The sequence below is a fragment of the Nostoc sp. TCL26-01 genome (genome assembly GCF_013393945.1).
Lineage (GTDB): Bacteria > Cyanobacteriota > Cyanobacteriia > Cyanobacteriales > Nostocaceae > Trichormus.
This window is the reverse complement of sequence record NZ_CP040297.1, coordinates 823,893-849,592: the sequence shown is the minus strand read 5'-3', so window position 1 is coordinate 849,592 and position 25,700 is coordinate 823,893. Positions and strand designations below refer to the sequence as shown.

Here is a 25,700-nt window from a genome sequence, read left to right as displayed (position 1 = left end):
TAGTCATTAGTCATTAGTCATTAGTCATTAGTCATTAGTTACCACTCCCTACTCAGCACTCAGCACTCATCCCTCCCTACTGCTCTTGATAATTCCAAAGTAGTCCACCATCGACAAAGAAAGTGCTACCGGTAATGTAGTCAGCATCAGAAGAAGCAAGAAATGTCACCAAAGAAGCAACATCTTGTGGTTGACCCAAACGACCTAGAGGGATATTTTGTAATAGTGCGCCTAACTTTTCTGGGTTGTTTAACAACTTGTCATTGATGGGAGTTTCTATTGCGCCTGGCGCGACATTATTAATTGTGATACCCAATGCACCCAACTCAACTGCTAAGTTGCGAGTGAGCATTTTCATCCCACCTTTGCTAGCACAATAAGCAGTGAAATTAGGAAATGGTAGTTCTTCATGGACTGAACTAATATTGATAATTTTTCCAGTCCGTTTAGTCGCCATCAGGTGTTGCACAAAAGCTTGAGTAGCGAAGAAAACACCTTTTAAATTGACATTCATCACCGCATCATAATCTGCTTCTGTCACTTCCCAAAATGGCGCGTGTTTTTCAATACCGGCATTATTAACTAAGATGTCTAACTTGCCAAAATGGTTAACACTTTCTGTAATCAGTTCACGTGCATCATCCACACTACTCAAATCTGCTTGGAGTGTATAACCCTGTGATTTGGGACACTGAGCCATATGACAATTACCACCAACAGCTTCTATCTTGGCTAAGGTTTCTTCTGCTCCTTCTGGATGAGAGCGATAGTTAATTACAACACTTGCTCCTGCTTGCGCTAGACGCAGAACAATTCCCTGTCCAATTCCTTGACTACTACCAGTAACTAGAGCAACTTTTCCATCTAATTTCATAAACTTGATCCTGGTGAATTGTGGTTATACCAATTGAATAAAAACAGCAAGTTTCTACTCAATGATTTGTTGCGATCATTGATTGAATTGGTATGCGTTTTGGATTAATTTTTAAAAATTAAATTCTTTAAAACATCAATCAGCGATATGATTTTGCTCTTGAACTTTAGACTGATTGTTGCTTAAATATTTAGCCTAATAATTATGTATATATAAGGATTGATATCTATAAAGCTGATATTTTGTTTAGAAAGTTCTTATAGAGTTCTCAGCAAAATTTAAATTCCGGGCTGACGCAAATCAATGCCATAAAAAAGCGGGCTAACCGCTATAACTTGGTTAGCCCGTGCAGCTTTGGGAACGCGCAGAGAAATTGTTATTGCAATACCAACTTCACATTGGCGTTTTGCAAACCGCGCTGTTTTACTTCAGCCAAGGTTTTGTTAACTGCGTATTTTTGGTTAATAGAGTTGATTAACTCGGTTTGGTTGTGTTTTTTAGCAACACCCCACAAGTCAGCAATGAGGTCGAAGGAACCATCGCTGTTGCGAGACCAGCCGAGGTCATATTCGCCGTCCAAAACTGCTACGATGTCTGAACGAACGCGCTGACCGTTGTAACCACGAACATCAGCTTCTGTTTTTACGCTGATACCCAGGTCACGTAGGGAAGCTTTGAGGATTTCGGCATCGGTGATTTTGGTGCGAAGAGTGCTAAAGTGAGACATTTGGGTTTCCTCCAATGAGAAGATTGAGAAAAAGACAACGTTTGTTTTTAGGGAAGCCGCGCATATCAGGATGCGGCTTTTTCTCGTAACTGCTAGCTGTTGATGCTAGCCTTTCCCCCTGGGTTAGCAAGGGAAAGCTTTTAAAACTCCATTCGCTGATATTCAGCAACGGAGGATGCTGCGGGCCTTGCTCGCTGTCTAGCCCAGTCTCTAAGGGCTGTTACCTGTTCTTGCATCGTGCGAGACAGGGGCAAGGTTGCTTTCAAGGCAGCAATAATATCTAATTGGGTAAACTCGCGGTCTTGGGCAAAAGCTTCGTACATTGCCGCAATCAGCGCTTGTTCTATTTCTGCTCCTGAGAATCCATCCGACATCTTGGCTAATTGCTCCAAATCAAACCGGGTGATGTCTTCGCGGCGTTTGCTGAGATGAATGTAGAAAATATCACGCCGTTCTTCAGGAGTAGGCAAATCTACAAAAAAGATTTCGTCAAAACGCCCCTTCCTCAAAAACTCTCCAGGTAAGCGTTCAACTCGGTTGGCAGTAGCCATGACGAACACTGGAGATTTCTTATCTTGCATCCATGTGAGGAAAGAACCAAAGATTCTACTAGACGTGCCGCCGTCGGAATCTCCAGAACCGGCACTGCCAGCAAAGGATTTATCCAATTCGTCAATAAACAGAATCGCTGGTGAAATAGATTCTGCTGTCTTGAGGGCATTACGCAGATTTGCTTCACTTCGGCCTACCATCGAGCCGTCGTAAACTCGCCCCATGTCTAAACGCAACAATGGTAAACCCCATAGGCGGGATGTTGTTTTGGCGATTAATGATTTACCACAACCGGGAACTCCGAGAATTAACATCCCTTTTGGTTGGGGTAAACCATACTCTCTTGCTCTTTCTGTAAAAGCATTAGAGCGTTGTTTGAGCCATTTTTTTAGTTCTTCTAAACCACCTACAGCATCAATGGTTTCATCTTCTTCGATGTATTCTAGTATACCATTACGCCGAATTAGTTGCTTTTTCTCGGATAGAACTATATCTACTTCTTCTTCTGTCAGCCGTCCTGTTGTGACCTGCGCTTTGCGATACACTTTCTCAGATTCATCTCTGGTTAAGCCCAAAGCTGCTCTGAGGAGCTTTTCTCGCGCTTCTGTGGTCAATCTGCGTCCCCGATTTTGATCTAAGTGGTGAGTTAAGACTTTGTTTAACTCTGCCATGTCTGGCAGTTGAAAATCTAGAACCACTACCTCTTTTTCCAGTTCTATGGGTACTTGCTGCATTGGTGACATCAAAATGATGTTCTTTTGCATACCTTTGAAACTGGCGATCGCATCCCGTAATGACCTTGTGGTAGCAGGAGCATCAATAAATGGATGTAAATCTTTAAGAATAAATATACCAGGTTCTTTCTGCCGGATAATCCACTCAATCGCCGCCTCTGGGGAAACGGTATTGTGCTGGTTCACATTACGGGGTTGACCATACTCCACGATGCCATGAGTTACTGTCCAAACATATACTCGGCGTTGGGGTCTTAACACTTGGGCGATTGTGGAAATTGCTTGCTCTGCCCGTTCTTCCTCGGATGTCACAAGGTAGATTAGTGGGTATTGAGCTTGGATGAGAATGTTGAGCTCTTCTTTCATATAATCGACCTACTTGAGACCCTAGTACAGTACAGACATCGTTTTGTTGGTGACAACAACCAAAACTACAAACTTCCTCTTTAATTCGTACCTAGCAAGGAACCAATTCTTCCTCACCCTTGGGATGGGTTTCTGCCTCAGCCATTTCATCAATGGGAAGATGATCTTGACCGATTAGTCCTGGCTGATTTCCTAGAGCAACCAGTTCTCCATCACGTAACACCAATGAACTGTCACAACTCGGACATGAATAAACTCTGTGAGTTCTTCCATAAGCCGAATCTTCCAATTCTTCTACTAAATCTGAGTTCGTTAGGTAGAAAACAAGGGCGCGTTCAGCAAGTTCTGACATCGGTTCGGAATCTACTGCCGAGCGAATTTTCAGCTTCTTGTGCAGTTCTGGCGACAAATACAACGTAACCTTTTGCTTAGCTTGCATATAACTCTTCGATGGCCTTACCCGGGTATGTATATTACGTTATCGATTGCCTGTCTAGTTGTCAAGACGGTAAAACGTTTTGACGGCTTTTTTGACATATTTCTTTACAATTAGTCATTGGTCAATGGTCATTAGTCAATAGTCAATAGTTCTACACTCCCCCAATCCTCAATCCCCAATCTCCAATCCCCAATCCCCTATTTTTCTACATCCACCAGAATGATGAGTGAGGGGTGACAGAAAACTGGTAGATTTAGCTAACAGCGAGATACAAACTGGTGAAAATGAAAGTCCTAGTTATTGGTGGCGATGGGTATTGCGGTTGGGCAACCGCACTTTATCTTTCTAATCGCGGTTATGAAGTTGGAATATTAGATAGTTTGGTGCGTCGGCACTGGGATAATGAACTGGGTATTGAAACTCTGACCCCGATCGCACCAATTCAGCAACGTCTCCAGCGCTGGCAAGATTTAACGGGTAAATCCATTGATTTATTCATTGGTGATATTACCAATTATGAATTTCTCCAGAAGGCGTTGCATCAATTTGAGCCAAATGCGATCGTGCATTTTGGAGAACAGCGTTCAGCGCCGTTTTCGATGATTGACCGTGAACACGCAGTTGTGACTCAGGTCAATAATGTCGTCGGCACATTAAACTTGCTGTATGCGATGAAAGAGGATTTTCCCGATTGTCACTTGGTAAAGTTGGGAACAATGGGGGAATACGGCACACCTAATATCGATATTGAAGAAGGTTATATCACGATTGAACATAATGGGCGCAAAGATACCTTACCTTATCCCAAGCAGCCTGGTTCGATGTACCACTTGAGCAAAGTTCATGATAGTCATAATATCCACTTTGCTTGCCGGATTTGGGGATTGCGGGCAACTGACTTAAATCAAGGTGTGGTTTACGGTGTCCTGACTGAAGAAACAGGGATGGACGAACTGTTGATTAACCGACTAGATTATGATGGTGTGTTTGGCACAGCCTTGAATCGTTTCTGTATTCAAGCGGCGATTGGACATCCGTTGACTGTTTACGGTAAAGGTGGACAGACTCGCGGATTTTTGGATATTCGAGATACTGTGCGATGTGTTGAATTAGCGATCGCTAATCCTGCTCCATCGGGCGAATTTCGCGTATTTAACCAGTTTACCGAACAATTTAGCGTTGGTGACTTAGCATTAATGGTGAAAAAAGCAGGTAATTCTTTGGGATTGAACGTAGAAATCAATAACTTGGATAACCCCAGAGTTGAGAAGGAAGAACATTACTTCAACGCTAAAAACACCAAACTACTTGATTTAGGCTTACAACCTCATTACCTCTCTGATTCCTTACTCGATTCTCTGTTGAATTTTGCGGTTAGGTATCAGAAAAGAGTTGATAAAAAACAGATTTTGCCCAAAGTCTCTTGGCATAGATAGTAATAGAGACGTTGCAGTGCAACGTCTCTACAAGGATTTTCGGAGATGTCTATTGTTTGAGGGTGTGAGGGTTGGCAACACTGCCATAACCATGCACCCTTTTTTAACAGTGAACAGTTATCAGTTAAGATAATTGGGTTTAAGTCCCCCACTTTAACAGTGAACAGTTATCAGTCAAGATCATTGAATCAGCGTTAACTGATAACTGATAACTGATAATTGATTTAAGTCTCCCACTATATCAGCGTTAACTGATAACTGATAACTGATAACTGATAACTGATAACTGATAACTGATTTAAATTCCCCACCATACGCCGTTAGGACTCTTCAGTGATAACTGATTTAAGAAGCATATTTGTTAAGAAATATTAACAAAAATCTACCTTTTACTCAAGCCCAATACCTTCAATCCCTAAACCCTTAAACCCTTACACTCCTAATGAAACCCTTACACCCCTACACCCCTAATGAATAAAAATATTGGCAATCATTGACTACGACGCAAAGCTAATAACTCTTGGGGAGAAGCTAAGAGTTTAATTTGAGCATCGAGGATTTGTTGTTCTTGGTTGAGTGTGAATAGCCACAACACATTAACACCACACCAAGAAGTTTGAACTTTGCCTGTCACCTGTACTTGAACTTGTCCGTTTTCTAGATTTTCGGTGAGGCTTTGATGTGGTTCAGCTTTGATGTCTTGAGCTTCTTGCTGTAAATAAGTAGCGATCGCATCTCTGCCGACAATACCAGATTCCAAGGGCGGATACATCACACCCTCAGCCGCAAATAAGCCAGCAGTTGCTAGAAAATCTCCAGCGTTAAGAGTGGCAAAGTATTGCAATATGGTAGGTTCTGTTACGCTTAAATCCGTGCTAGATAGAGATGCTGCTACTGTCATAGAATTACCTGGATGAGATTGGCTAAAAGCAAGGTATAGAGGCTATTTACGCACTAATTTAAATCTAAAAGCCGAAATAAAAAAGCTGCTATTAGGTAGTTTTTCAGTAACAGAAACTCATCCTTAAGTAAGAATTAGTTCCCAGGTATGCACTTGAGAACTAAAAAAATTGAGACATTGAGGTGGTAAAGATATTGGTAGATAGTGCAGGAGAGTAATTTTAAATTTTGAATTGCCAGAGGGAATTAACCTCTTAATCTCATATTGTATTATTTATTCAAAAAATGCAAATTAACTTTACAAATACCATAAGTAAGAATATTAAATATCAGTATTGTTGTTGAAGTGTCGTACAGAATTCATGCTGAATTCTGACTCCTGACTCCTGAATTCTATTAGATAACCTTATGTATAATGGGACTGCCGCTATTTTGGCAAAATTTGCTGATACAAATGAACCACTGTGACGTAGTTGACAGCAGTGTGATAAAAGAGAAAGCTCAAGAGTTAGGTTTTCACAAAGTTGGGATTGCTGCTGTCAATCAGGAAAATCACGCAGAAACAGAGAGATTAGCGACTTGGCTCAAGTTGGGTTATCAGGCTGATATGGCATGGATGGCAAACCCTAAGCGCCAAGATATTAGTTTAGTTATGCCAGAAGTGCGATCGCTAATTTGTGTAGCACTCAACTACTACACCCCTCACCAACGTCCAGATGGGGAAGAATACGCCAAAATCTCTCGTTATGGCTGGGGCAGAGATTATCATAAAGTGTTACATAAAAAGCTCAAAGCTTTAACAACTTGGTTGCAATCATTAGATGAAAGTATTCAAGCTCGTTACTACGCAGATACAGGGCCAGTACAAGATAAAGTATGGGCGCAACGAGCCGGCATTGGTTGGATAGCAAAAAATGGTAACGTGATTACGAGAGAGTACGGCTCTTGGGTATTCTTAGGAGAGGTAGTCACAAATCTGCAACTAGAAAGCGATCGCCCCCATACACAACACTGCGGTAATTGTACTCGTTGTTTAGAAGCTTGTCCCACAGGAGCCATTACCCAGCCATTTGTCGTCGATGCTAATCGCTGCATCGCCTATCATACAATTGAGAACCGAGCCAAGCAACTACCAGAAGCGATCGCATCTCATTTACAAGGCTGGGTAGCTGGTTGCGATATTTGCCAAGATGTTTGTCCTTGGAATCAGCGTTTTGCTCAGACTACAGATGTGGGAGATTTTCAACCCTATCCTGAAAATATTGCGCCTCAGCTGATAGAATTAGCGCAAATCTCGGATGAGGAGTGGGATAAAAGATTTCCAGCATCTGCATTGCGGCGGATTAAGCCAGAAATGTTGAGACGAAATGCCCGTGCTAATCTAGACGCATCTAAGCGAAGTAATGACCCAGAAAGTAATTATTTTTGATTTCGATGGTACGATTGCGGATACGGTAGATGCTCTTGTAAGTATTGCCAATCGCCTAGCCATAGAGTTTGGTTACGTGCAAATCACCCCAGAACAACTAACTCTTCTGAAAAATTTATCTTCTAGAGAAATCATCAAATACTCAGGAGTTTCGCTGTTCAAAATACCTTTTTTGGTGAAAAAAGTTAAATCAGAATTAAAAAATAAAATCCAGGAATTGAAACCCATTCCTGGAATTAAAGAAGCGTTGATAGAATTACAACATCATGGCTATAAACTAGGAATTATCACATCTAACTCTAGAGATAATGTGACAGATTTTTTGCAAATTAACGAGTTAGATAGTTTATTTGACTTCATCTACTCAGGCGTAACCATTTTTGGGAAAACAACCATAATTAACAATGTCCTCAGACAAAAGCAATTCAAACCCCAAACAGTGATTTATGTTGGCGATGAAACCAGAGACATTGAAGCCTCAAAAAAAGCCAACATAAAAGTAATCGCTGTCACTTGGGGATTTAATGCGCCCGAAATTTTAGCCAAACAAAATCCAGACTTTTTAATCCATCAACCAAGTGAATTATTACAAGTAATCCAAAGTTGCTAAATTGTCAATAGTCAATAGTCAATAGTAAAAAAAATTGACCAATGACTAATGACCAATGACCAATGACTATCTTTTCGGTTGCCCTTTTTCTAAAGCTTGTTTAACTAAATCATCACTAACATTAGTTACCGCCTCTGTTTTAGAAGCTGCAACTTCTTTTGCTAATTCTACATAATCATCTGGATTTCCTGTTGATTGAGCTTCTATTTTTGTGTCTTCAGGTTGAGAGATTGGTCGTTGAGATGCAGTAGCCGCTTCAGCCGCAGCTACACCTTCACCAGTACGGTCGATTTCACTGACACTAAATTGTTGTGCAGCTGCATAATCGGCTTCAAAATCAACCTTTGGTGCTTTCTCTTCACCGCTTACCATGTTCTCAGCAGCTAATTGTGCATCATGGGTAGGAGCTTCAATAGGATTAGGTTTCACTTGTTCAGACATAACTATCACCCTAAATTATTTTTCAATGACTGCGATGTTGCAAGAGAATTCAGAAGCCAAAATTCACGATTCAGAATCATTCTCATGAGGGATTCAAACCCGCCAATCAGACTCCAATTCATGCTGAATTCTGACTCCTGACTCCTGAATTCTGTTAGATAATAACAGGGTGATGAGCCGTGATTGAGCCTACCAGAGAAAGATTATCACCTCTATTGAAAGATAGATAAAAATACCTAAATTTAATAAACAAAGCTATCTCTTCTGAAAGTAGATAAGAATAATAAAGTGTTGATAATTATTATTAAACCCTAAAAAAATATACTTGGAGATAAAATAATGACTGCTAGTTACGATAAAAATGTTCCCCAAGCGCTGAGTCATGAAACGCAAAAGTTAGTCGAAGCTTTCAATAAATTAGACACAGATGCTAAATTAGCTTGGCTATATTTCACTTATGAAAAAATGGGTGATTCTATTACTCCAGCCGCACCCACAGCCGCAGATCCAGAATTAGCACCTCTTTTATTAGGAGACTTTTTTCAACTATCAGATGAACAACAATTAGGGATTATGCGGGAAATTGTGAATCGTCAAGACACAGAATATTCTCGTGCTTATGGAGCGTTGAAAGAAAATAATCAGTTGTTAGTTTGGTATGCTTGGGCTGTAGCAATGGGCAAGACAGTGGTAGGAATGCCTGATACTTATAAAGCAACAGAGAATATTAATAATCTACTGGCACAAATTGAAGGATTAGCTTTTGAAGGGCAAATTTCTGTATTGCGATCGCTTGCCGGACAAATGGGTTATAGTGACGTTAAACCAATTGCCACACAAGCACAAACAGGTAAAACACCCAGTCTTTAACTCCACTATATAGAGACGTAGCAACTTTACGTCTCTACTAACTATCAAGAGCGAAAACTTGTATCTACTCTTTGTGTAATCTCTCCGCGCTCTACCTTGACTAAATTGTCTCTGGCCTTGAAAGCGATCACCCAGTCCCAATTGTGTGGGAATATTGGGTAATCTTTCCAGCACTTCTGCACCCCGACGCACTTCACAAGGGGTTCCCTCACCGATAACTTGCGACTTGCTACCTTTTTCACCATCAGAGGCGATAAAAATGATACGATCGGGCTGTAAACTTTTGATGGCGGTGATGATGGGTTGGAAAGAACCACCGACAGTGACGAGGAGTATTTTGACCATAGATGCAATATAGCAAACCTAAGTAAGTTCTGATGGTGAACCAACTTGAATTAAACGATTACAAGCAAGGGGTTGCGGATTCCTACGATCGCAGAAGTCAAACCTATGACAATAGCGACTGGCACGTTCAAATTTGTCGTCGCCTACTTGAATATTCACAGGTTACTGCTGGGCAAACAGTTTTAGATATTGGAACAGGAACAGGTCATCTTGCGATCGCGGCGGCTCAAATCGTTGGTGATCGGGGGCAGGTGATTGGAATCGATATTTCTGCTGGGATGCTAGAGCAAGCACAGAGCAAAGTTAACGTATTAGGACTCGGTAACGTGGAGTTCCAACTTGCAGATGCTGAGGCTCTCGATTATCCAGCCAATCATTTTGACCATATTTTGTGTGCAAACACATTTCCCTGGATGGAAGATAAAGAAGCGACTTTACGGCTGTGGTATCAATTTCTCAAGCCTGGTGGTCGAATCGGTGTTCATACTCCTGCTGATACAGCCTATGTTGGGGCTGTTATTTTACGAAAAGTGTTTGCAAAATATGGCGTTTCGCTAGAAGCTAGCAATCGGATTGGTTCCGTTGAGCAGTGCCAAGATTTATTTATCAATGCTGGTTTTGAGGCAGTTGAAATCAGAATAGAGCAGCACGGCAGCTATACGAACCTAGAGAAAGTAAAAGCAACTTGGGAGGGGGTTGTTGTGCGTCCTTCATCTACCTCTCTCAAAATATTAGGCAATGGGTTATCGCAACTTTCATCAGCACAGTTGGCGCAAGCTAAAGCGGAATTTGATGCAGAACTAGAATCTCTCCAAACTGAGGAGGGAATCTGGGATGATCTCACTACTTTGTATATACTGGGTCGTAAGGCTGAAACTTGAAGTAGTCGTTGATCGCCGCCTAACAATCCCAATGCACCGGAACAATGTCAAGCGATCGGTGCGTTGCAGAGGGTATCTGTGTCCGGTGATTGGGGTCGTTAAATATTTTTTCATATCTTTAGTTTCTTCTCTCGCCAATATAGCTTTGACGGTAATTACTTTTCTTTAATCTGGAAGCTTGACGTGCAGACCACTGGCGCATAGGAGTAACTTTCTCTACATGAAGTAGCTTTTGGCGACAAGTATAATTATCTGTCAGTTGGGCGATCGCGAAGCGCCGAACGCACCAGCAATAAATCGAGTGCAGCGTTCTGGCTGAGATGAGACTTGTTCTTCTGCAAACAGAATCACCAACCAGAAAGTTAGGAAATGGGTAAATTAATCAGCAATCTCATTGACGGCTAGTTCATGTTTATAAATAGTATTATTAATATCTAACAGTGTAATCTTGTGCCATAAAGGAACTTAATTAACAGCATGAAGTGTTGGGTTTTGGGTTGATGCAGTCACATTTTCATTGACAGCAAGATGTGTTAAAAATTCTTCAATTTCCATTACTTCCCATATCTTTAGGATGGCGCTTATTATGAAAAAGGATATAGCGTCTAATCCAGTAGATATAGATTTTCTCTGTTTGATAAGAATAGTGCTTAAGCCTGATAACATATTACACCTGTTCAAGCAGTTTCTTAGGGCGTTGCTCCATAGGATGTGTTATTCAGAAAAATTCCATTTAATGCTCTAAATAAGGATGTTATACGGAAAAACTCTTGATAATACCAAGGGATATACGGAAAAATTCCCTATAATCCTCCCGTGAAGGGTGGTTATATGGAAAAATTCTATACAATACCCAGATAGGGATGTAAAAAGCAGTTTTCCCTATGTTCAGACAGGAGTTTGTTGTAATGCTCGATATATTAGGATTGACAAAAGATTATACGGAGACTTTCCGTATAATAATATAGTTATGATTCATGCAGATACATGGCAGTTTTGATTTCTAGCAACTTGCTCTATATTATTGTCAATTAACTGTTGATTAGAGGAGGAATAGATGTTAAAGCATTGGAGGAGTATGTGGATCGCGATAGCGATCTCTACGATACCTGTAGCAACTTTGGCGCAAGGAGTTGATTCATTCTCTGATAGCGCTTTGCTCAGAAACGGTGATTTTTACTCCAACTTATTTCATCAGAAGTTTTTGAATCGTTTAGTAGACCCACTTAAGTCGCGTCGAGGCAACCGCCTAGTTCGTAGGGAAACAACGACTGTTTCTCCATCTAAAGTGCCTGCGACTCAAACTTCCACCATTACAGTACCCCAACCGAATGGCGCAACGATGCCGAAGAAGTTAGCTCAATCTGCTCCTGAAGCGCAGCGTCAGACTGTTGAAAAGGTATTTAGTCAACTATTGGCTAGATACCCCAAATTAGAAGAGCAGTTTAATATCCCAGCGAATGATTTAGCAGGAGCGATGGCGGCATTTGTGATTCTGAATTATGAAACCTATCAAGGAACACAGCTCAACTCTTCTCAGGTGGAAGTCGTTGTAAAACAGATGCGGACTGCAATCTCAACCAGTCCTCAGTTTCAAACAGCTACAGCAGTGCAAAAGCGGGAACTATATGAACAAATGGCGATTCTGGGAATGTATGTAGGTGGATTAAATCTAGCGCTCAAACAAACGCCCAATCCTCAAATTGCGATTCGGCTTAAGACTGCGAGTAAAGGCTATCTGGAAACATTACTGCAAACGAGTGTAGATCGCATTTCCATCAAGAAAAATGGCTTAGAAATTCAGTAGTCTAGAATCAGGGGGGATGAAAGGTGTTGTCTTGATCGTAGAACCTAACAGAGCGCCAAGTCCATAAAAAGCATGAAGAATCCTATCTTATTCTCAAACAGAAGCCTAACAATCCGCATACACCCGACCATTTTGAGTCTTTTCGTTGAGTCCAAGAAGTTACTAGCGTCCGGTGAGCGCGACCGTTAAATATTTTTTCACATCCTCAGTTTTTCCTCTTGCCAAGATAGCCTTGGCGGTAATCACTTTTGTTTTGTGCCATATATGAGAAAGTCTAACTACTACGACAACATTGCACAAATATATGACCAAACACGCTGGTTAACTGAGTCAATTGCAGAAGAAGTAGCTGATTTTATTATTAATTTGACTAGTGCTACATCTAAAACATCTTTTTTAGAACCTGGTATTGGCACAGGTCTAAATATGATGCCGCTTGTCAGACGCGGTTATTTTGTGACAGGAATTGATATCTCTTCCGAAATGCTTGATCAGTTTCGGCGCAAATTTGATGTCGTTCCTCCTAACTTGCAACTTATCAATGCTGATGCTTCACAATTACCTTTTGCAGACAACAGTTTTGATGTTGTATTAACTGTTCATATGCTACATACTGTTGTCAATTGGCGAAATTTTTTAGATGATATTAATCGTGTGCTAAAGCCTGGAGGTTTTTATCTCAATTGTCAATGGATTACCCCACCAGCCCGAAAAGAATTTGAAGGATATTTCCGTCAAGTATTATCTAAGTATGTAAGCATTAACCAAAAACCACCCCAGATTGACAAAAAAACTCCAGAGATAGATGTAGAAGAATATTTGCAAAGCCAGGGTTATGCAGCGAATTACTTAGTAGCTAAAGCATGGATGGTTAGTAATACAGTTGAGGAGTTACTGAGTTTTTTCCAAGCAAGAGCCTACGGTTTATGTTGGCAAGTATCAGATGAAGTTTTTGAGCAAGTAATGAATGAATTTGCTGAGTTTTGTCTCGATTATTATGGCTCTGGTAAAACTATGATTTCCTCTGAAGCTAAGTTTGAAATATGGTCTTATAGAGCAATTTGATGCTTTGTATTTTGTGGAAATGGTGTAACCTAAAAAGATTCCCAAAATGAAGAGAAGTAAAACATATGACAAACATTGCATTAATTGTGGGGGCTGGTAGCGGACTTAGCGCATCTTTAGCGCGATTATTTGCAAAAGAAGGTTTCTCTGTTGCTTTAGCAGCACGTCAAATTGATAAGCTGAGTGTATTATCTGATGAGATTGGAGCAGTCAATTTTGCGGCTGATGCTTCTCAACCAGATGAAGTGGAACAACTGTTTCAAAATGTCGAACAACAACTAGGAGTGCCAACGGTAGTTGTATATAATCCCAGTTGGCGAGTTCGAGGTGCGCTAGTTGAACTTGATCCTGCTGATGTTGCTAAAACTTTAGAAATCACTGCCTATGGTGGTTTTTTGGTAGCACAAGCAGCAGCAAAACGTCAGTTGGCTATAGGTGGAGGAGCGATTTTCTTTACAGGTGCTTCCGCTAGTGTTAAAGGTTATCCCCATTCTGCTCCGTTTGCAATGGGTAAATTTGCATTGCGGGGTTTAGCTCAGAGTATAGCCCGTGAACTTGCTCCGCAAAATATCCATGTGGCACATTTTGTGATTGATGGTGCAATTCGTTCTGCTAGCCGTATTGAGTCAGAAGCTCAACCAGATAGTTTACTTGATCCAGATGCTATTGCGCAAACTTATCTCAACATTCTCTACCAACCCCGTAGTGCTTGGACATGGGAAGTTGAATTGCGCCCCTGGGTAGAAAAATTTTGATTGAGAAAACAAAAAGTAAAACTGGTATGACAGGGATGAAAGTATCAAATTAATTTGAGCAGAAAAATATAAAAAGGAGTCAGAATACAGAATACTCTAGCCATAAAGCGCAAAGTCGGAGCGGCGGCTACTCTGCGGGAACGCCTTATGGCGAACCGCCGTAGACGCTTTGCGGCTTGCCGCAGGCATCTGACCTTTGTAAGACAGGAATAGGGTTTTAATTAGGAAGAATATTTTAATTTTTAGAAATCTCCGAAAATGAATGTAGAGACGTTGCAGTGCAACGTCTCTACAAGGATTTCGGGCAACGTAGAATTAAATTCGGTCGATGTCTTTTTTCGCCCACCAGAGACGAAAGCGCATAGCGGAACGTAGTACGATTTTAAAGCAATATTTGCTACCCAGTTGGACTCCAATTCATGCTGAATTCTGACTCCTGATTTCTGAATTCTGTTTGATAAAATTGCTTTTTATTTTTGTGCCAAGCTATAGTACTCATAAAAAGAAGTGGCAAAGCCACTTCACATTTCCCAGGTAGAACCTAAAAATCAGTATAACGACTAGAGAAAATTAAAATAGTATAAATTGTCACCAATTATTTTGAGATTTCCATTAGTCAGAGGCTAGAAGCTAGAAACTAGAGATAAAAGGTTAGGGGCTAGAGGTTAGAGAAAAGAGAACTCGATGGTATCAGACACACAGTAGAAGCCAATTCCTCCAATGCACTAGCGTAGCTCAGTCTATCCCTATCTATCGCTTGAAAAGGTCTAATGATTTGCGATCGCTCTCTACTCTAGCTCAAATGGTACAGACACATCTAGCCAAAGATTACCAGTTATCACTGGTTTCATAGTTTCCCTGATACCGAGTCCAGGCTGACACATATCGTCACTATGGGGATGAAGTGAGATTCAAACCCAAGCTTAGACTCATCCTAGCCACAAATTGTTAACTACAATACTCACAAGTTGTGAGAAACTGATATAAATATACTACGGTTAGTTTATCGGGGAATCGTACTATATATGGTGGTGTCTTTATACTCAAGCATTTCTCAGCCAGCCAGTAAGAATACTAAGCAAATTTTCTCGCGGCGATCGTTTCTTCCAGAACAACAAAATAGTTTATGGAAGATTGAAGCTGGTTTTGTCAGGACTTTTAGCTATTTAGAAAATGGCACAACAGTCGCTTTAGGGCTATGGGGTGCTGGAGATATTGTAGGCAAGTCTTTGTCAAAATTAGAACCATATCAGATGGAATGTCTGACGAAAGTGGAAGCAACAACATTACCTATTGAAGAATGGCATTGTGCCACAGAGACGCTGTTGGCGCATATTCAACAGGCGGAAGAATTAATGGTCATTCGTAGCTACAAGAAAGTGGATACAATGTTGATTAAATTATTGGCATGGTTATCTAAAAGGTTTGGCTCAGAAGTAGAGAAAGGACGTTTAATAGATATGCGGTTAACTCACGAAGACTTAGCGGAAATGCTAGGTTCGACAAGGGTGACAATTACTCGCATTCTAGGACAATTTGAACAGGAAGGTTTGATCGATAGGCTATCCCTACATCGCATAGTCTTGAAAGAAGAGGATATTTGGTATTATGAGATTTAGCTAGATTGAGTAATGCAAACATCGTCCTCTACATTATCGTATTTCTCACTTTAGTGGGGTACAAGAGGCTAGAAGTTAGAGGCTTATAATCAGGATCTGCTATGGCTTTGCCCTCAATGTGAATATTTAGGGTGTCTAAGTTAGCAAGTCTGCTTACTCCATCCTCACTAATCCAGCAGGAGAATTTTTCTTGCCATCATTTGCTGATGCTAAGGATGCGGCTATAACGAGAAACAAGTCGAGAAATCAGTGGTTGCCAATGATACAATTGTGGCATGATAATGTGGCTGTGTACCTGATTCAGATTTGCATGATGATCTGGATAATATAGCTTTCGGCAATTCAAAATAAATCTTTCTCTATTTAATAATATGGTTTATTTATCGATTTAATGTATTTTTTTGGTTGTTTCCAGAAGAATTCTACAAAAAAAAGCTAAAAGATAATACGTAAATTTACGTAAATTTTCAGCAAGTTGTGAATTTTATATGCAACCCTGGGAACATAGGGTTGTCAATCTATGAAGGGATGGGTGAAGCAGGCTCATAAATAGTAGTGCAAGCATTCACGGGAGACGAATCTTGTAAATTTTCCCAATAACTGTATTTTAGTTAAGAAAAATGATTTAATAAAATTCTTGTAAACCTATATTCTCTGTGTTTTTGTAGTCAAAAAATAATTTACTGAACCACAAAGCCTCAGAGGCACAGAGGAAGGAACTACTAGAAATCAGAATTTTATCATTCACATTGACATTCCTAGTATTACTCATCCTACGTGTTTTTTTAGCAATTTTTGTTAGCTTTCTCATCACTACCTATGAAAAAAAAATTTGCATATACTACAACACTGTTATCTACCTGTGCTTTACTAGTCACAGCTTGTGGAAATGGTAATACAAGTACAAATCCGCCGACTAATTCACCAGACAATACAACTAGTACTACGGCAGCAAACGTTGCTACGACAACAGATACATCAGGTAAAATTCCTATTGGTATTGCTGTGGCTCAAACAAGTAATGTCGCTCTACTAGGACAGGAACAAGTTGCTGGAGCGAAAATTGCCGAGAAATATTTTAATGACAAAGGTGGAGTTAATGGCACTACCATAAAACTAGTATTTCAAGACACGGCTGGTGATGAAGCCGGAGCAATTAATGCTTTTCAAACTTTAATTAATAAAGATAAGGTAGTCGGTATTGTGGGGCCTACATTGTCTCAACAAGCTTTTAGCGCAGATCCCATTGCTGAACGCTCTAAAATACCAGTTGTGGGGCCATCAAATACAGCTAAAGGTGTCCCAGAGATAGGTGATTATGTAGCTCGTGTATCTGCACCCGTATCTGTGGTTGCTCCTAACTCAGTTAAAGCTGCTCTTAAGCAAAATCCTAATATTAAAAAAGTTGCAGTTTTCTTTGCTCAAAATGATGCTTTTAGTAAATCAGAAACGGAGATTTTTCAAAAAACAGTTAAAGACCAAGGTTTAGAATTAGTCACAGTCCAAAAGTTTCAAACTACTGATACAGACTTTCAATCTCAAGCTACTAATGCGATTAATTTGCAACCAGATTTAGTAATTATTTCTGGTCTGGCAGCAGACGGGGGTAACTTAGTGAGACAATTAAGAGAATTAGGTTACAAAGGAGCAATTATTGGTGGAAATGGTCTGAATACATCGAATATTTTCCCAGTTTGTAAAGCCTTGTGTGATGGTGTCTTAATAGCTCAAGCGTACAGTCCAGAACATCCAGGTGAAGTTAATACCGCATTTCGTCAAGCCTATATTGATCAATATAAAAAAGAACCACCCCAATTTAGCGCTCAAGCTTTTACCGCCGTACAAGTCTATGTCGAAGCTCTCAAAACTTTAGATAGTAAAAGCAAAGTTAATAAAATCCAGTTACCAGATTTACGTACTGAATTGAATAAACAATTACTTGCTGGTAAATACAATACACCATTAGGAGAAATTAGTTTTACCCCCACAGGTGAAGTAGTACAACCAGAGTTTTATGTTGCTCAAATTAAAATGGAAAAAGACGGTAGCCAAGGGAAGTTTGCGTTTTTGAAATGAGGGAGTACTGAGTGCTGAGTGAGGGATTTCTAACCAATGACCAATGACTAATGACTATTGACTAATGACTATTGACTATTGACTAAAAATTAAATGAACGTATTTTTCCAACAATTGTTGAATGGGTTATCGATTGGCAGCGTTTATGCAATTTTTGCCTTGGGTTATACTTTGGTTTATTCCATTTTAGGAATTATTAACCTAGCTCATGGGGCAATTTTTACCTTGGGGGCATATTTTACTTATGCACTTATGGGTGGTACTTTTGGTTTTAATGGGTTGTTAGCAAATGCTACATTACCGATAAAATTACCATTTGCTTTCGCTTTGATTATTAGTAGTGCGTTAGCAGGATTAGTTGGAGTAGCAATGGAACGTATTGCTTTCCAACCTTTGCGACGTAAAGGTTCTGATCCCTTGCTAACTGTGGTTTCTAGCTTGGGGGTAGCAGTAGTAATTGTCAACTTAATTCAATATTTGGTCGGTGCAGAAAGTTATACCTTTCCTGCTAATACGTTTGGCAATTTACCGCCAGCAATTAATTTTGGCACGGTAGCACAACCAATTCCGATTCGGAGTGTGCAGGTATTGATTTTTGTGGTGTCAGTGGTGATTGTGGCTATTCTCACCTATTTTATTAATCGCACTAAATATGGTAAAGCCATGCAGGCGATCGCAGAAGATCCAACCACTGCCAGTTTACTCGGAATCAATAGCGATCGCTTTATTGTCTTAACCTTTTTTATCAGCAGTTTTCTCGCTGGACTAGCCGGAACTTTGGTTGCTTCTAGTGTGAGTATTGCTGGCCCCTATTTTGGTATTGGCTTTGGGTTACGGGGTTTAGCCGTGATTGTTTTGGGTGGCTTGGGTAGCATTCCTGGTGCAGTCTTAGGAGGCTTATTAATTGGCGTAGTCGAGGCGCTGGTTCCATCTGAATATTCTGGGTATAAAGACGCTGTAGCTTTTGGCATTTTATTTGTCATGCTATTAGTTAGACCCCAAGGTTTGCTGGGTCGTCGGTTTATCCAAAAAGTTTGAAACAGTGAACTATATATGACAACAGTTACAAAACAAAGATTAACTTTTGCTCAGTTTCTTGATCAATGTCCAGAGGAAGGTTTTTATGAACTTGTGAATGGAGAAGTAGTAGAAGTGTGTTCTACCAGAAATCATGATGATGTCGCTGATTTTATTCTATTTGCTTTCAACAATGAACTTAGGCGACTAAATTTAAATTATGTCGTTAAAAATAAAGTAGTTTTAAAAACTATAGCTCCTGAAAACAAAGAACAAGGCCGCAAACCTGATATTAGTGTGATAGATAGGGATGTATGGCGGTCAGATCGTGCTGCTTATGCTGCACTTGCTCAACCGATTCAATTAGCAGTAGAAGTGACATCAACTAATTGGGAAGATGATTACATTGACAAGTTAGATGAATACGCAAGATTAGGTATTCCCGAATATTGGATTGTTGACTATTTAGCAATTGGTGACAGAAAATATTTAGGAACACCAAAGGAGCCGACTGTCTTTGTGTTTTCATTAAATGTAAATGGTAAATATGAACGCACATCTTTTAAAGGTTCTGAGCAAATCATATCGTCAACTTTTCCTGAATTAATGCTAACAGCAGAGCAAATATTAACAGCTTAAAATTTAATCAAACAATTTAAAATGGCTGAATTTTTCTCTACCTATGGTTCCCTTATCGTCTCTATGGTATTGGGGGCATTACTGGGACTATCACTTTATTTACCACTGATGGCTGGACAATTATCTTTAGCTAGTCCGGGATTTTATGCTTTAGGTGGTTATATTGCAGCGATTTTATCAACAACAGTTTTTAAAAATAGCAATAATTTATTTCCCATTCCTCTGTTATTATTAGAAATGCTTATTGCTGGATTTGTTTCAGCTTTATTGGGAATAATAGTAGGAATTCCCGCCTTAAGATTACGAGGAATTTATTTAGCGATCGCCACCATTGCTTTCGTTGAAGTTTTACGGGTATTATCTCTCAATTTAGACATTACAGGCGGTGCTGTAGGTATATTTGGCATTCCTCAACCCTTCCCAAGCCAAATCGAATATTTATGGATTGCCTTACCATTACTACTAATTAGTATGGTGCTATTTTACCGCTTAGAACGTGTGCGAGTGGGTAGAGCATTTACTGCTATCCGTGAAGATGAATTAGCCGCAGGGGCAATGGGAATTAACCCTACTTACTACAAAGTTTTAGCATTTACCTTGGGAGCAATTCTTGCAGGTATTGTAGGTGCAATTAGCGCCCATTTTCTGAATACTTGGAATGCCCGTCAAGGCACATTTGATGCTAGTATTATTTACCTAACTTTCGTGTTAATTGGTGGTTCGAGAACTTTTTTAGGTTCGGTAGTTGGAGGGATGGTATTTACAGCTTTACCTGAAGTTCTCCGAGGTATAGCTGATACGGGTGGTTTACCTATTTGGTTGGCACAGTTTCTGCGAGATGGGAGGTTAATTATTTTTGGTTTATTGATAGTCATCGGTACTATTTTCTTCCCCCAAGGTTTAGTAACTCCAGATATTTTTAAAATAGGGAGGGCTAAAAATAGATGAACCCCAAGCAAGGTAAAGTTATCTTAGCAGCTAACTCTCTGACTCGCCGCTTTGGTGGTTTAGTTGCGGTAAATAATGTATCTTTTGCAGTCAATCAACATGAAATTTTTGGCTTGATTGGCCCGAATGGTGCGGGTAAAACTACATTATTTAATTTAATCACAGCTTTAATTCCTCCTTCCAGTGGAGAGTTAATCTATCAAGGTAAGACAATTGCTCAATTACGCCCTCATCAAATTGCTGGATTGGGTATTGCTCGTACCTTTCAAAATATTCGCTTGTTTGGGGAATTATCAGCCTTAGAAAATGTGATTATTGCCCGGCATTTACATACTAAAAGTACCATATTTACTGGAGTTTTCGGTATACCACCAGCACCGCAAGCAGAGTCTCACAGTAGACAAAAAGCTTTAGAATTATTAGAGATGGTAGGATTGAGCGATCGCGCTGAGGAAAAATCCCGCAACTTTGCTTACGGTGATCAACGTCGCTTAGAAATTGCTCGTGCTTTAGCTTTAGAACCGCAAATACTGCTACTCGACGAACCGGCGGCGGGGATGAATCCCAATGAAAAACAGCATTTGAGTCAATTTATTCGAGATTTACGCGATCGCTTTAATTTAACGATCATTTTGATTGAACATCACGTACCATTAGTGATGGGATTATGCGATCGCATTGCCGTATTGGATTTTGGTCAATTAATCGCCTTGGGTGAACCTGCTGTAGTCAGAGAGAATCCGGCGGTGATTGAAGCTTATCTAGGAAATGAATGAGCGATCGTCTTTATCTTTATAGAATATTCTGAAATTCCTCTAAAGAAGCAACAGTTAATGCACTAGCCATCAGATTTTCCAATTGCGCTATATTTTTTTCTGCCAGTTTTGTGTTTATATCTTGATTAATTTCACCAAAGCGTATTTGCAATACTTGAATGATCTGTCGTCGCGCACCTCTCTCTATTCCTTGCTGAATTCCTTGCTGAATTCCTTGCTGTAGTCCACTTTGCTCACCTTCAGTAAAAATTTCTTGATACCAAGGCGATTCTCGTAATATAGCCATATCCCACCTCATTATTTGTTGTATTAAAGGTGTGTCTAACACAAAGCTAGCAAAAAATGCCAGCAATGATTCTAACTGATTCAGTTGGGGATCTGCTCGTAGTAGTTGTAATGCTCGTTGAACAACTGATGCTTCACCACCGCCTCGCAATATAGGCACAAATGGTAGTAATGAAGGTAGTGGTTCTTGAAACACTAACTCAGCATCTACCTCCCACAAATTAATCACGCGATAATCTTGAATTGCTCGTAATCCTAAAAATTCCTGGTTGTAACTATTGACTACAGTTACGCTGGCTGGGGGTGGCAAGATATTGATGAGGACTGGGTAAACTGGTAATCGATATCGCTCTTGGGCTAGTGCAGTATATGCTCTCATGCGGAGAGGCATATGTGCATTATAACGTAACTGCAACTCGTTAAGTACTAGAAAATCTCCCAGGTCTGGGCTGTATGCTTTGACTAAAACATCGGTTTCACGACTAATCCACTGAAATTCGGAACCAAGAATTTCTTTTGCCACAACTTCGGGAAGTTGTGTTACCCATTGTACCCACACATCAGGAGCTAGACTAATTAGTCGTTTGCTACCATTATCTGCTGCTTTTGCCACAAGAAACTTATATAAACTTTAGTAATTAATCATACACCCTGAAGATTCATGATGTATGTTAGGTTTGGTATCAGCATTGAATATTTCTGGATATAAACTGCCGATGAACGTAGAGACAAGCCGACATGAGAATAGCGAGGATTTTACAATTTTAGAACTTCAGGAACTTGATGTAAATTATGGTGGTATTCAAGCTCTAAAGCAGATTAATTTAACTATTAAAAAAGGTGAAGTAGTTACTTTAATTGGGGCAAATGGTGCAGGTAAAAGTACTACACTCCGAGCTATATCTAAAATAGTTAATCCTCGGCATGGGCAAATTATTTATAGTGGGCGAAATATTACTCGTCGTCTATCCCATGAGGTTGTCAAACTTGGCATTGCTCATTGCCCAGAAGGGCGGCGAGTACTGACTAAGCAAACGGTTTTAGATAATTTACTTTTGGGTGCTTATATTCGCTCTCATCAAGCCGAAATTAAAGCTGATATTCAACAACAATTTGAGTTATTTCCTCGGTTGGCACAAAGACACAATCAATTAGCAGGAACTCTCAGTGGCGGGGAACAACAAATGTTAGCGATCGCTCGTGCTTTAATGAGTAGACCACAACTTCTGCTTTTAGATGAACCTAGTTTAGGTTTAGCCCCTGCTATTGTGAGAGAAATCTTCTCCATTATTGAAAATCTCCGGGCTACGGGTGTAACTATTCTATTAGTCGAACAAAATGCTACTTTAGCTCTGCAAATTGCTGATAGAGGTTATGTTTTAGAAGCAGGTGCGATTAAGTTAACAGGTGCAGCTGCTGATTTAATTAACGATGAGCGAGTCAAAAAAGCTTATTTGGGTTAAAAAGTAATTTTGTTTACCACAAAGGCACAGCGAAAAGTCGGAGCGGAGGTTTCCTCCGTAGACGTTTCGTAGGCATCTGAACTTTTCAAGACAAAGGCACAGAGAAAAATAGAACCCTACTTTTTCCAGGAAAGCAGGGTTATGGAAAGGAGAAATCTTGATAAGATATCTAACTGACTACAGCTTTAGCTTTTTCTTCAACGACTACATAAGGTGTTTCTGTACCTTGGGCTAGGTAATCAGCGAGTTGTTTTTCAATTTGATCGCGAACAATTTGCCGATACTCCATGAAATGCTCGTTGTGGGCGCAAGCAGAGATGTAATGTTCGACAACTCCGGGATTATGCTTGAGGATGCTAAACAAATGATGCCAGAATTTCCACCGGGTTTCGCGTTTAATGCCTTGTCGCCAAATCACAATTAGTAAGGCTTTCACTACTACCAACTCTGGCATTTTGAAAGGTGTTTTATAACGTGGCGCACCCAGCATCAAGAAACAACGATAGGTGCGATCTAAGTATTGTACTGGGTCGTATAAAGCACAAAATGCTTCAATATATTCTCTAGCAATATCCTCTAAAGGACGAGTAGCCACAAAGTTCATCAATGTTGTTTGATTGATGTTGCTGTCTTGGTTTTCTCTGAGTCTGCCTTCTTTTTTCAGCCGATGCCACAATGCTGTGTTAGGTAAAGCTTGTAACATAGCAAAGGTAGTAGAGGGGATTCCCGCTTGTTCTGCAAACCGGACAATGCGATCGCCTGCACCTGCTTTTTCTCCATCAAATCCGATGATAAACCCAGCCATCGGGCGCAAACCAGCCTTAATGATAGTCTGTACTGCATCGACTAGGGAATTACGAGTATTTTGGAATTTTTTCGTCAACTGCAAGCTATCTTCGTCTGGTGTTTCAATTCCCAAAAACACGGCGGAGAAACCAGACTCAACCATCAAATCCAGTAATTCTTGATCTTGTGCTAAGTCAACTGAAGCTTCAGTATCAAACTTAAAGGGATATTGATGCTCAACCATCCAGACTTTTAACTCTTTCAGCAACAACTTGACATTGCGCTTGTTACCAATAAAGTTGTCATCCACCATAAACACACCCCGCCGCCAACCTAACTCGTAGAGATAATCTAACTCTGCTAGTAGCTGGGCTGGGGTTTTGGTGCGGGGTTTGCGCCCGTAGAGAACGATAATGTCGCAGAATTCGCACTGGAAGGGACACCCACGAGAAAACTGCACCGACATCATATCGTAGGCATCTAATTCCAGTAAATCAAAGCGGGGGATGGGTGTACTGGTGACATCTGGTTTTTCTGCGGTGCGGAAAGTCCCAGAGGTTTCACCCCGTTGCACGGCTTCCACAAACATGGGTAAAGTGATTTCCCCTTCATCCAAGATGAGAAAATCTGCACCCACATTCTGCACATCGCTGGGTGTAGAAGTGGGGTATGGGCCACCCACGGCGACTAACTTACCACGCCGTTTTGCTTCCTGGATTTGCTCTAGTAAATCTTGCTTTTGGACAATCATTGCTGAGAAGATAACGATATCAGCCCAAGCCCATTCTGCTTCTGTGACTGGACGAATATTGCGATCCACCAGCTTATATTCCCATTCTTGGGGTAGAATCGCCGCTACTGTTGCTAAGCCCAACGGTGGTAACAACACCTTGCGATCGACTAAAGCCAGAATTTTCTCGTATGACCAAAAGGTTTTTGGAAATACTGGATACACTAGTAGAATACGCATCTCGTATCAATCCTCACGCTGCGATTGTAATCCCACGCTAACAAAAATAATTACTTATTGACTTTTTGTTAAATTGGCTTTAGTTTACCGTTAATTTGATTTTCTTGGCAATTATTCAGACAATACACTACGTATTTGTTTTGATCTCATTGTTCCATAAATAAGTAAAAATTCAAGTAGAAAGTACTTGATTAAAGTCTGTTTATGTGCATTAAGAATAATAGTAATCAGCTACACTGGGTAGTGAGGCTATCAATCACTCATATCCTCAAGCACTATTTTTTATTATTTTTGTTGGCGTAGCCTGCGCTCATCCAGACAAAACTGAGTAAAAATTAAAGCTCTAAGCTTTCTTGGGCTGAATGCCAAAACCTAGCAATACTAATTTGTTTTTTATCTTCTTCTACTCGATAAATAATGCGATAGGGCTTAAGAATAAGCTGACGAATATTAGAATCATCAAATTCAGATACTTTTTGTCCTTTGAAGGGAAATTAACTTAATTCCTGAGATTTTTGGATAAGTTTTTTTCATAGTGTTCTTGCGGCTTCAGGATTAGTTAAAGCTATGTACCTAACGATAGTTTCTAAATCTCCTACAGCTTTGAGAGAAAGAATTATTTGGTAGTCCATGCTTCAATCATCTGCTCTATAGATTCAATTGAAACTCCTTTTCCCTGATCAATTTCAGATAAACCCTCTTTCACAGCAGCAATAAACTCAATTTCCCGAAGAATCTCGCGTAGACTTAAATTAGAGGGTAATCGCTTCACCAGTTCAATAACTGTGTCTCTGTCGCTCATAGCAATTATGGCTTAATCGGGGCAAATATAATTTTAACTCACTTGCCGAGAAACTCCGTAAAAGTGACAACACGATTCCCCTGTGAGA

At 40.2% G+C, this 25,700-nt stretch carries 26 protein-coding genes and 2 pseudogenes; 15 read left to right on the top strand and 13 right to left on the bottom strand.

Going from position 1 to position 25,700, the window contains the following annotated elements; translation table 11 throughout:
* Positions 1–76: 76 nt before the first annotated feature.
* The 4 genes from FD725_RS03595 to FD725_RS03580 all read right to left on the bottom strand — a co-directional run bounded on the left by FD725_RS03595 (position 77) and on the right by FD725_RS03580 (position 3,692).
* Positions 77–874, bottom strand: coding sequence for an SDR family NAD(P)-dependent oxidoreductase (locus tag FD725_RS03595; protein WP_179046855.1), 798 nt, complete (start codon positions 872–874; stop codon positions 77–79).
* A gap of 376 nt (positions 875–1,250) precedes the next feature.
* A complete protein-coding gene (locus FD725_RS03590; protein ID WP_011321426.1) occupies positions 1,251–1,601 on the bottom strand; it encodes a DUF1257 domain-containing protein in 351 nt (116 codons plus the stop codon).
* A 140-nt stretch (positions 1,602–1,741) separates the two neighbouring features.
* Positions 1,742–3,253, bottom strand: coding sequence for an AAA family ATPase (locus tag FD725_RS03585; RefSeq protein ID WP_179046854.1), 1,512 nt, complete (start codon positions 3,251–3,253; stop codon positions 1,742–1,744).
* Between the two features lie 91 nt (positions 3,254–3,344).
* Entirely contained in the window at positions 3,345–3,692 is a 348-nt protein-coding gene (locus FD725_RS03580) for a hypothetical protein (RefSeq protein ID WP_179046853.1), read from the bottom strand.
* Positions 3,693–3,976: 284 nt separating this feature from the next.
* On the opposite strand from FD725_RS03580, the gene FD725_RS03575 reads away from it, so the two are divergent.
* The gene (locus FD725_RS03575) at positions 3,977–5,128 is read left to right on the top strand and encodes an NAD-dependent epimerase/dehydratase family protein (protein ID WP_179046852.1); all 1,152 of its coding nucleotides are present in this window, start codon (positions 3,977–3,979) and stop codon (positions 5,126–5,128) included.
* Between the two features lie 490 nt (positions 5,129–5,618).
* Here the strand turns inward: FD725_RS03575 and FD725_RS03570 are convergent, their stop codons facing one another.
* A complete protein-coding gene (locus FD725_RS03570) occupies positions 5,619–6,029 on the bottom strand; it encodes a ketosteroid isomerase family protein (protein ID WP_179046851.1) in 411 nt (136 codons plus the stop codon).
* Between the two features lie 453 nt (positions 6,030–6,482).
* On the opposite strand from FD725_RS03570, the gene queG reads away from it, so the two are divergent.
* Both queG and FD725_RS03560 read left to right on the top strand, forming a co-directional pair.
* Complete coding sequence (gene queG / locus FD725_RS03565; protein ID WP_179046850.1) at positions 6,483–7,457, top strand: tRNA epoxyqueuosine(34) reductase QueG; 975 nt, start codon at positions 6,483–6,485, stop codon at positions 7,455–7,457.
* Positions 7,432–8,067, top strand: coding sequence for an HAD-IA family hydrolase (locus FD725_RS03560; protein ID WP_179046849.1), 636 nt, complete (start codon positions 7,432–7,434; stop codon positions 8,065–8,067). The genes queG and FD725_RS03560 overlap by 26 nt, the downstream gene beginning before the upstream one ends.
* A 66-nt stretch (positions 8,068–8,133) precedes the next feature.
* On the opposite strand, the gene FD725_RS03555 is transcribed toward FD725_RS03560, so the two are convergent.
* Complete coding sequence (locus FD725_RS03555; RefSeq protein ID WP_179046848.1) at positions 8,134–8,508, bottom strand: hypothetical protein; 375 nt, start codon at positions 8,506–8,508, stop codon at positions 8,134–8,136.
* A gap of 339 nt (positions 8,509–8,847) precedes the next feature.
* On the opposite strand from FD725_RS03555, the gene FD725_RS03550 reads away from it, so the two are divergent.
* A complete protein-coding gene (locus FD725_RS03550; RefSeq protein ID WP_179046847.1) occupies positions 8,848–9,378 on the top strand; it encodes an orange carotenoid protein N-terminal domain-containing protein in 531 nt (176 codons plus the stop codon).
* Between the two features lie 108 nt (positions 9,379–9,486).
* Here the strand turns inward: FD725_RS03550 and FD725_RS33070 are convergent.
* Positions 9,487–9,723, bottom strand: a pseudogene (locus FD725_RS33070) (hypothetical protein); the annotation flags it as partial.
* Positions 9,724–9,755: 32 nt separating this feature from the next.
* On the opposite strand from FD725_RS33070, the gene FD725_RS03545 reads away from it, so the two are divergent.
* Positions 9,756–10,604: a class I SAM-dependent methyltransferase gene (locus FD725_RS03545; RefSeq protein ID WP_179046846.1), complete on the top strand. Its 849-nt coding sequence runs from the start codon at positions 9,756–9,758 to the stop codon at positions 10,602–10,604.
* Positions 10,605–10,722: 118 nt separating this feature from the next.
* On the opposite strand, the pseudogene FD725_RS33065 reads toward FD725_RS03545, so the two are convergent.
* Both FD725_RS33065 and FD725_RS33060 read right to left on the bottom strand, forming a co-directional pair.
* A pseudogene (locus tag FD725_RS33065) lies at positions 10,723–10,961 on the bottom strand (hypothetical protein); the annotation flags it as partial.
* A gap of 187 nt (positions 10,962–11,148) precedes the next feature.
* Positions 11,149–11,223, bottom strand: coding sequence for a hypothetical protein (locus FD725_RS33060; protein ID WP_372726720.1), 75 nt, complete (start codon positions 11,221–11,223; stop codon positions 11,149–11,151).
* Between the two features lie 459 nt (positions 11,224–11,682).
* Here FD725_RS33060 and FD725_RS03530 point away from each other — a divergent pair, with 459 nt between their 5' ends.
* From FD725_RS03530 to FD725_RS03490, 9 genes are all read left to right on the top strand, one after another.
* On the top strand, positions 11,683–12,411 hold the full coding sequence (locus FD725_RS03530; protein WP_179046845.1) for a DUF6683 family protein: 729 nt from the start codon (positions 11,683–11,685) through the stop codon (positions 12,409–12,411).
* 264 nt (positions 12,412–12,675) lie between these two features.
* Positions 12,676–13,476 (top strand): class I SAM-dependent methyltransferase, encoded by an 801-nt coding sequence (locus FD725_RS03525; RefSeq protein ID WP_179046844.1) that lies wholly within the window; start codon positions 12,676–12,678, stop codon positions 13,474–13,476.
* A gap of 65 nt (positions 13,477–13,541) precedes the next feature.
* On the top strand, positions 13,542–14,231 hold the full coding sequence (locus tag FD725_RS03520) for an SDR family NAD(P)-dependent oxidoreductase (RefSeq protein WP_179046843.1): 690 nt from the start codon (positions 13,542–13,544) through the stop codon (positions 14,229–14,231).
* A gap of 1,025 nt (positions 14,232–15,256) precedes the next feature.
* Positions 15,257–15,850: a Crp/Fnr family transcriptional regulator gene (locus FD725_RS03515; RefSeq protein ID WP_179046842.1), complete on the top strand. Its 594-nt coding sequence runs from the start codon at positions 15,257–15,259 to the stop codon at positions 15,848–15,850.
* An 819-nt stretch (positions 15,851–16,669) separates the two neighbouring features.
* A complete protein-coding gene (locus FD725_RS03510) occupies positions 16,670–17,926 on the top strand; it encodes an ABC transporter substrate-binding protein (RefSeq protein WP_179046841.1) in 1,257 nt (418 codons plus the stop codon).
* Positions 17,927–18,019: 93 nt separating this feature from the next.
* On the top strand, positions 18,020–18,964 hold the full coding sequence (locus tag FD725_RS03505; RefSeq protein WP_179046840.1) for a branched-chain amino acid ABC transporter permease: 945 nt from the start codon (positions 18,020–18,022) through the stop codon (positions 18,962–18,964).
* Between the two features lie 15 nt (positions 18,965–18,979).
* Entirely contained in the window at positions 18,980–19,582 is a 603-nt protein-coding gene (locus FD725_RS03500) for a Uma2 family endonuclease (protein WP_179046839.1), read from the top strand.
* Positions 19,583–19,603: 21 nt separating this feature from the next.
* Entirely contained in the window at positions 19,604–20,530 is a 927-nt protein-coding gene (locus tag FD725_RS03495) for a branched-chain amino acid ABC transporter permease (protein ID WP_179046838.1), read from the top strand.
* Entirely contained in the window at positions 20,527–21,306 is a 780-nt protein-coding gene (locus FD725_RS03490; protein ID WP_179046837.1) for an ABC transporter ATP-binding protein, read from the top strand. The genes FD725_RS03495 and FD725_RS03490 overlap by 4 nt, the downstream gene beginning before the upstream one ends.
* A 16-nt stretch (positions 21,307–21,322) precedes the next feature.
* Here FD725_RS03490 and FD725_RS03485 read toward each other — a convergent pair whose 3' ends face one another.
* Positions 21,323–22,204, bottom strand: coding sequence for a DUF4351 domain-containing protein (locus tag FD725_RS03485; protein ID WP_179046836.1), 882 nt, complete (start codon positions 22,202–22,204; stop codon positions 21,323–21,325).
* 103 nt (positions 22,205–22,307) lie between these two features.
* On the opposite strand from FD725_RS03485, the gene FD725_RS03480 reads away from it, so the two are divergent.
* A complete protein-coding gene (locus tag FD725_RS03480) occupies positions 22,308–23,054 on the top strand; it encodes an ABC transporter ATP-binding protein (RefSeq protein ID WP_179051404.1) in 747 nt (248 codons plus the stop codon).
* Positions 23,055–23,223: 169 nt separating this feature from the next.
* Here FD725_RS03480 and FD725_RS03475 read toward each other — a convergent pair whose 3' ends face one another.
* From FD725_RS03475 to FD725_RS03465, 3 genes are all read right to left on the bottom strand, one after another.
* Entirely contained in the window at positions 23,224–24,810 is a 1,587-nt protein-coding gene (locus FD725_RS03475) for a B12-binding domain-containing radical SAM protein (RefSeq protein WP_179046835.1), read from the bottom strand.
* Between the two features lie 335 nt (positions 24,811–25,145).
* Positions 25,146–25,247, bottom strand: a complete 102-nt coding sequence (locus tag FD725_RS33055; protein ID WP_372726719.1) for a type II toxin-antitoxin system RelE/ParE family toxin — start codon at positions 25,245–25,247, stop codon at positions 25,146–25,148.
* A gap of 179 nt (positions 25,248–25,426) precedes the next feature.
* Positions 25,427–25,612, bottom strand: coding sequence for a hypothetical protein (locus FD725_RS03465; RefSeq protein ID WP_179046834.1), 186 nt, complete (start codon positions 25,610–25,612; stop codon positions 25,427–25,429).
* Between the last annotated feature and the right edge of the window lie 88 nt (positions 25,613–25,700).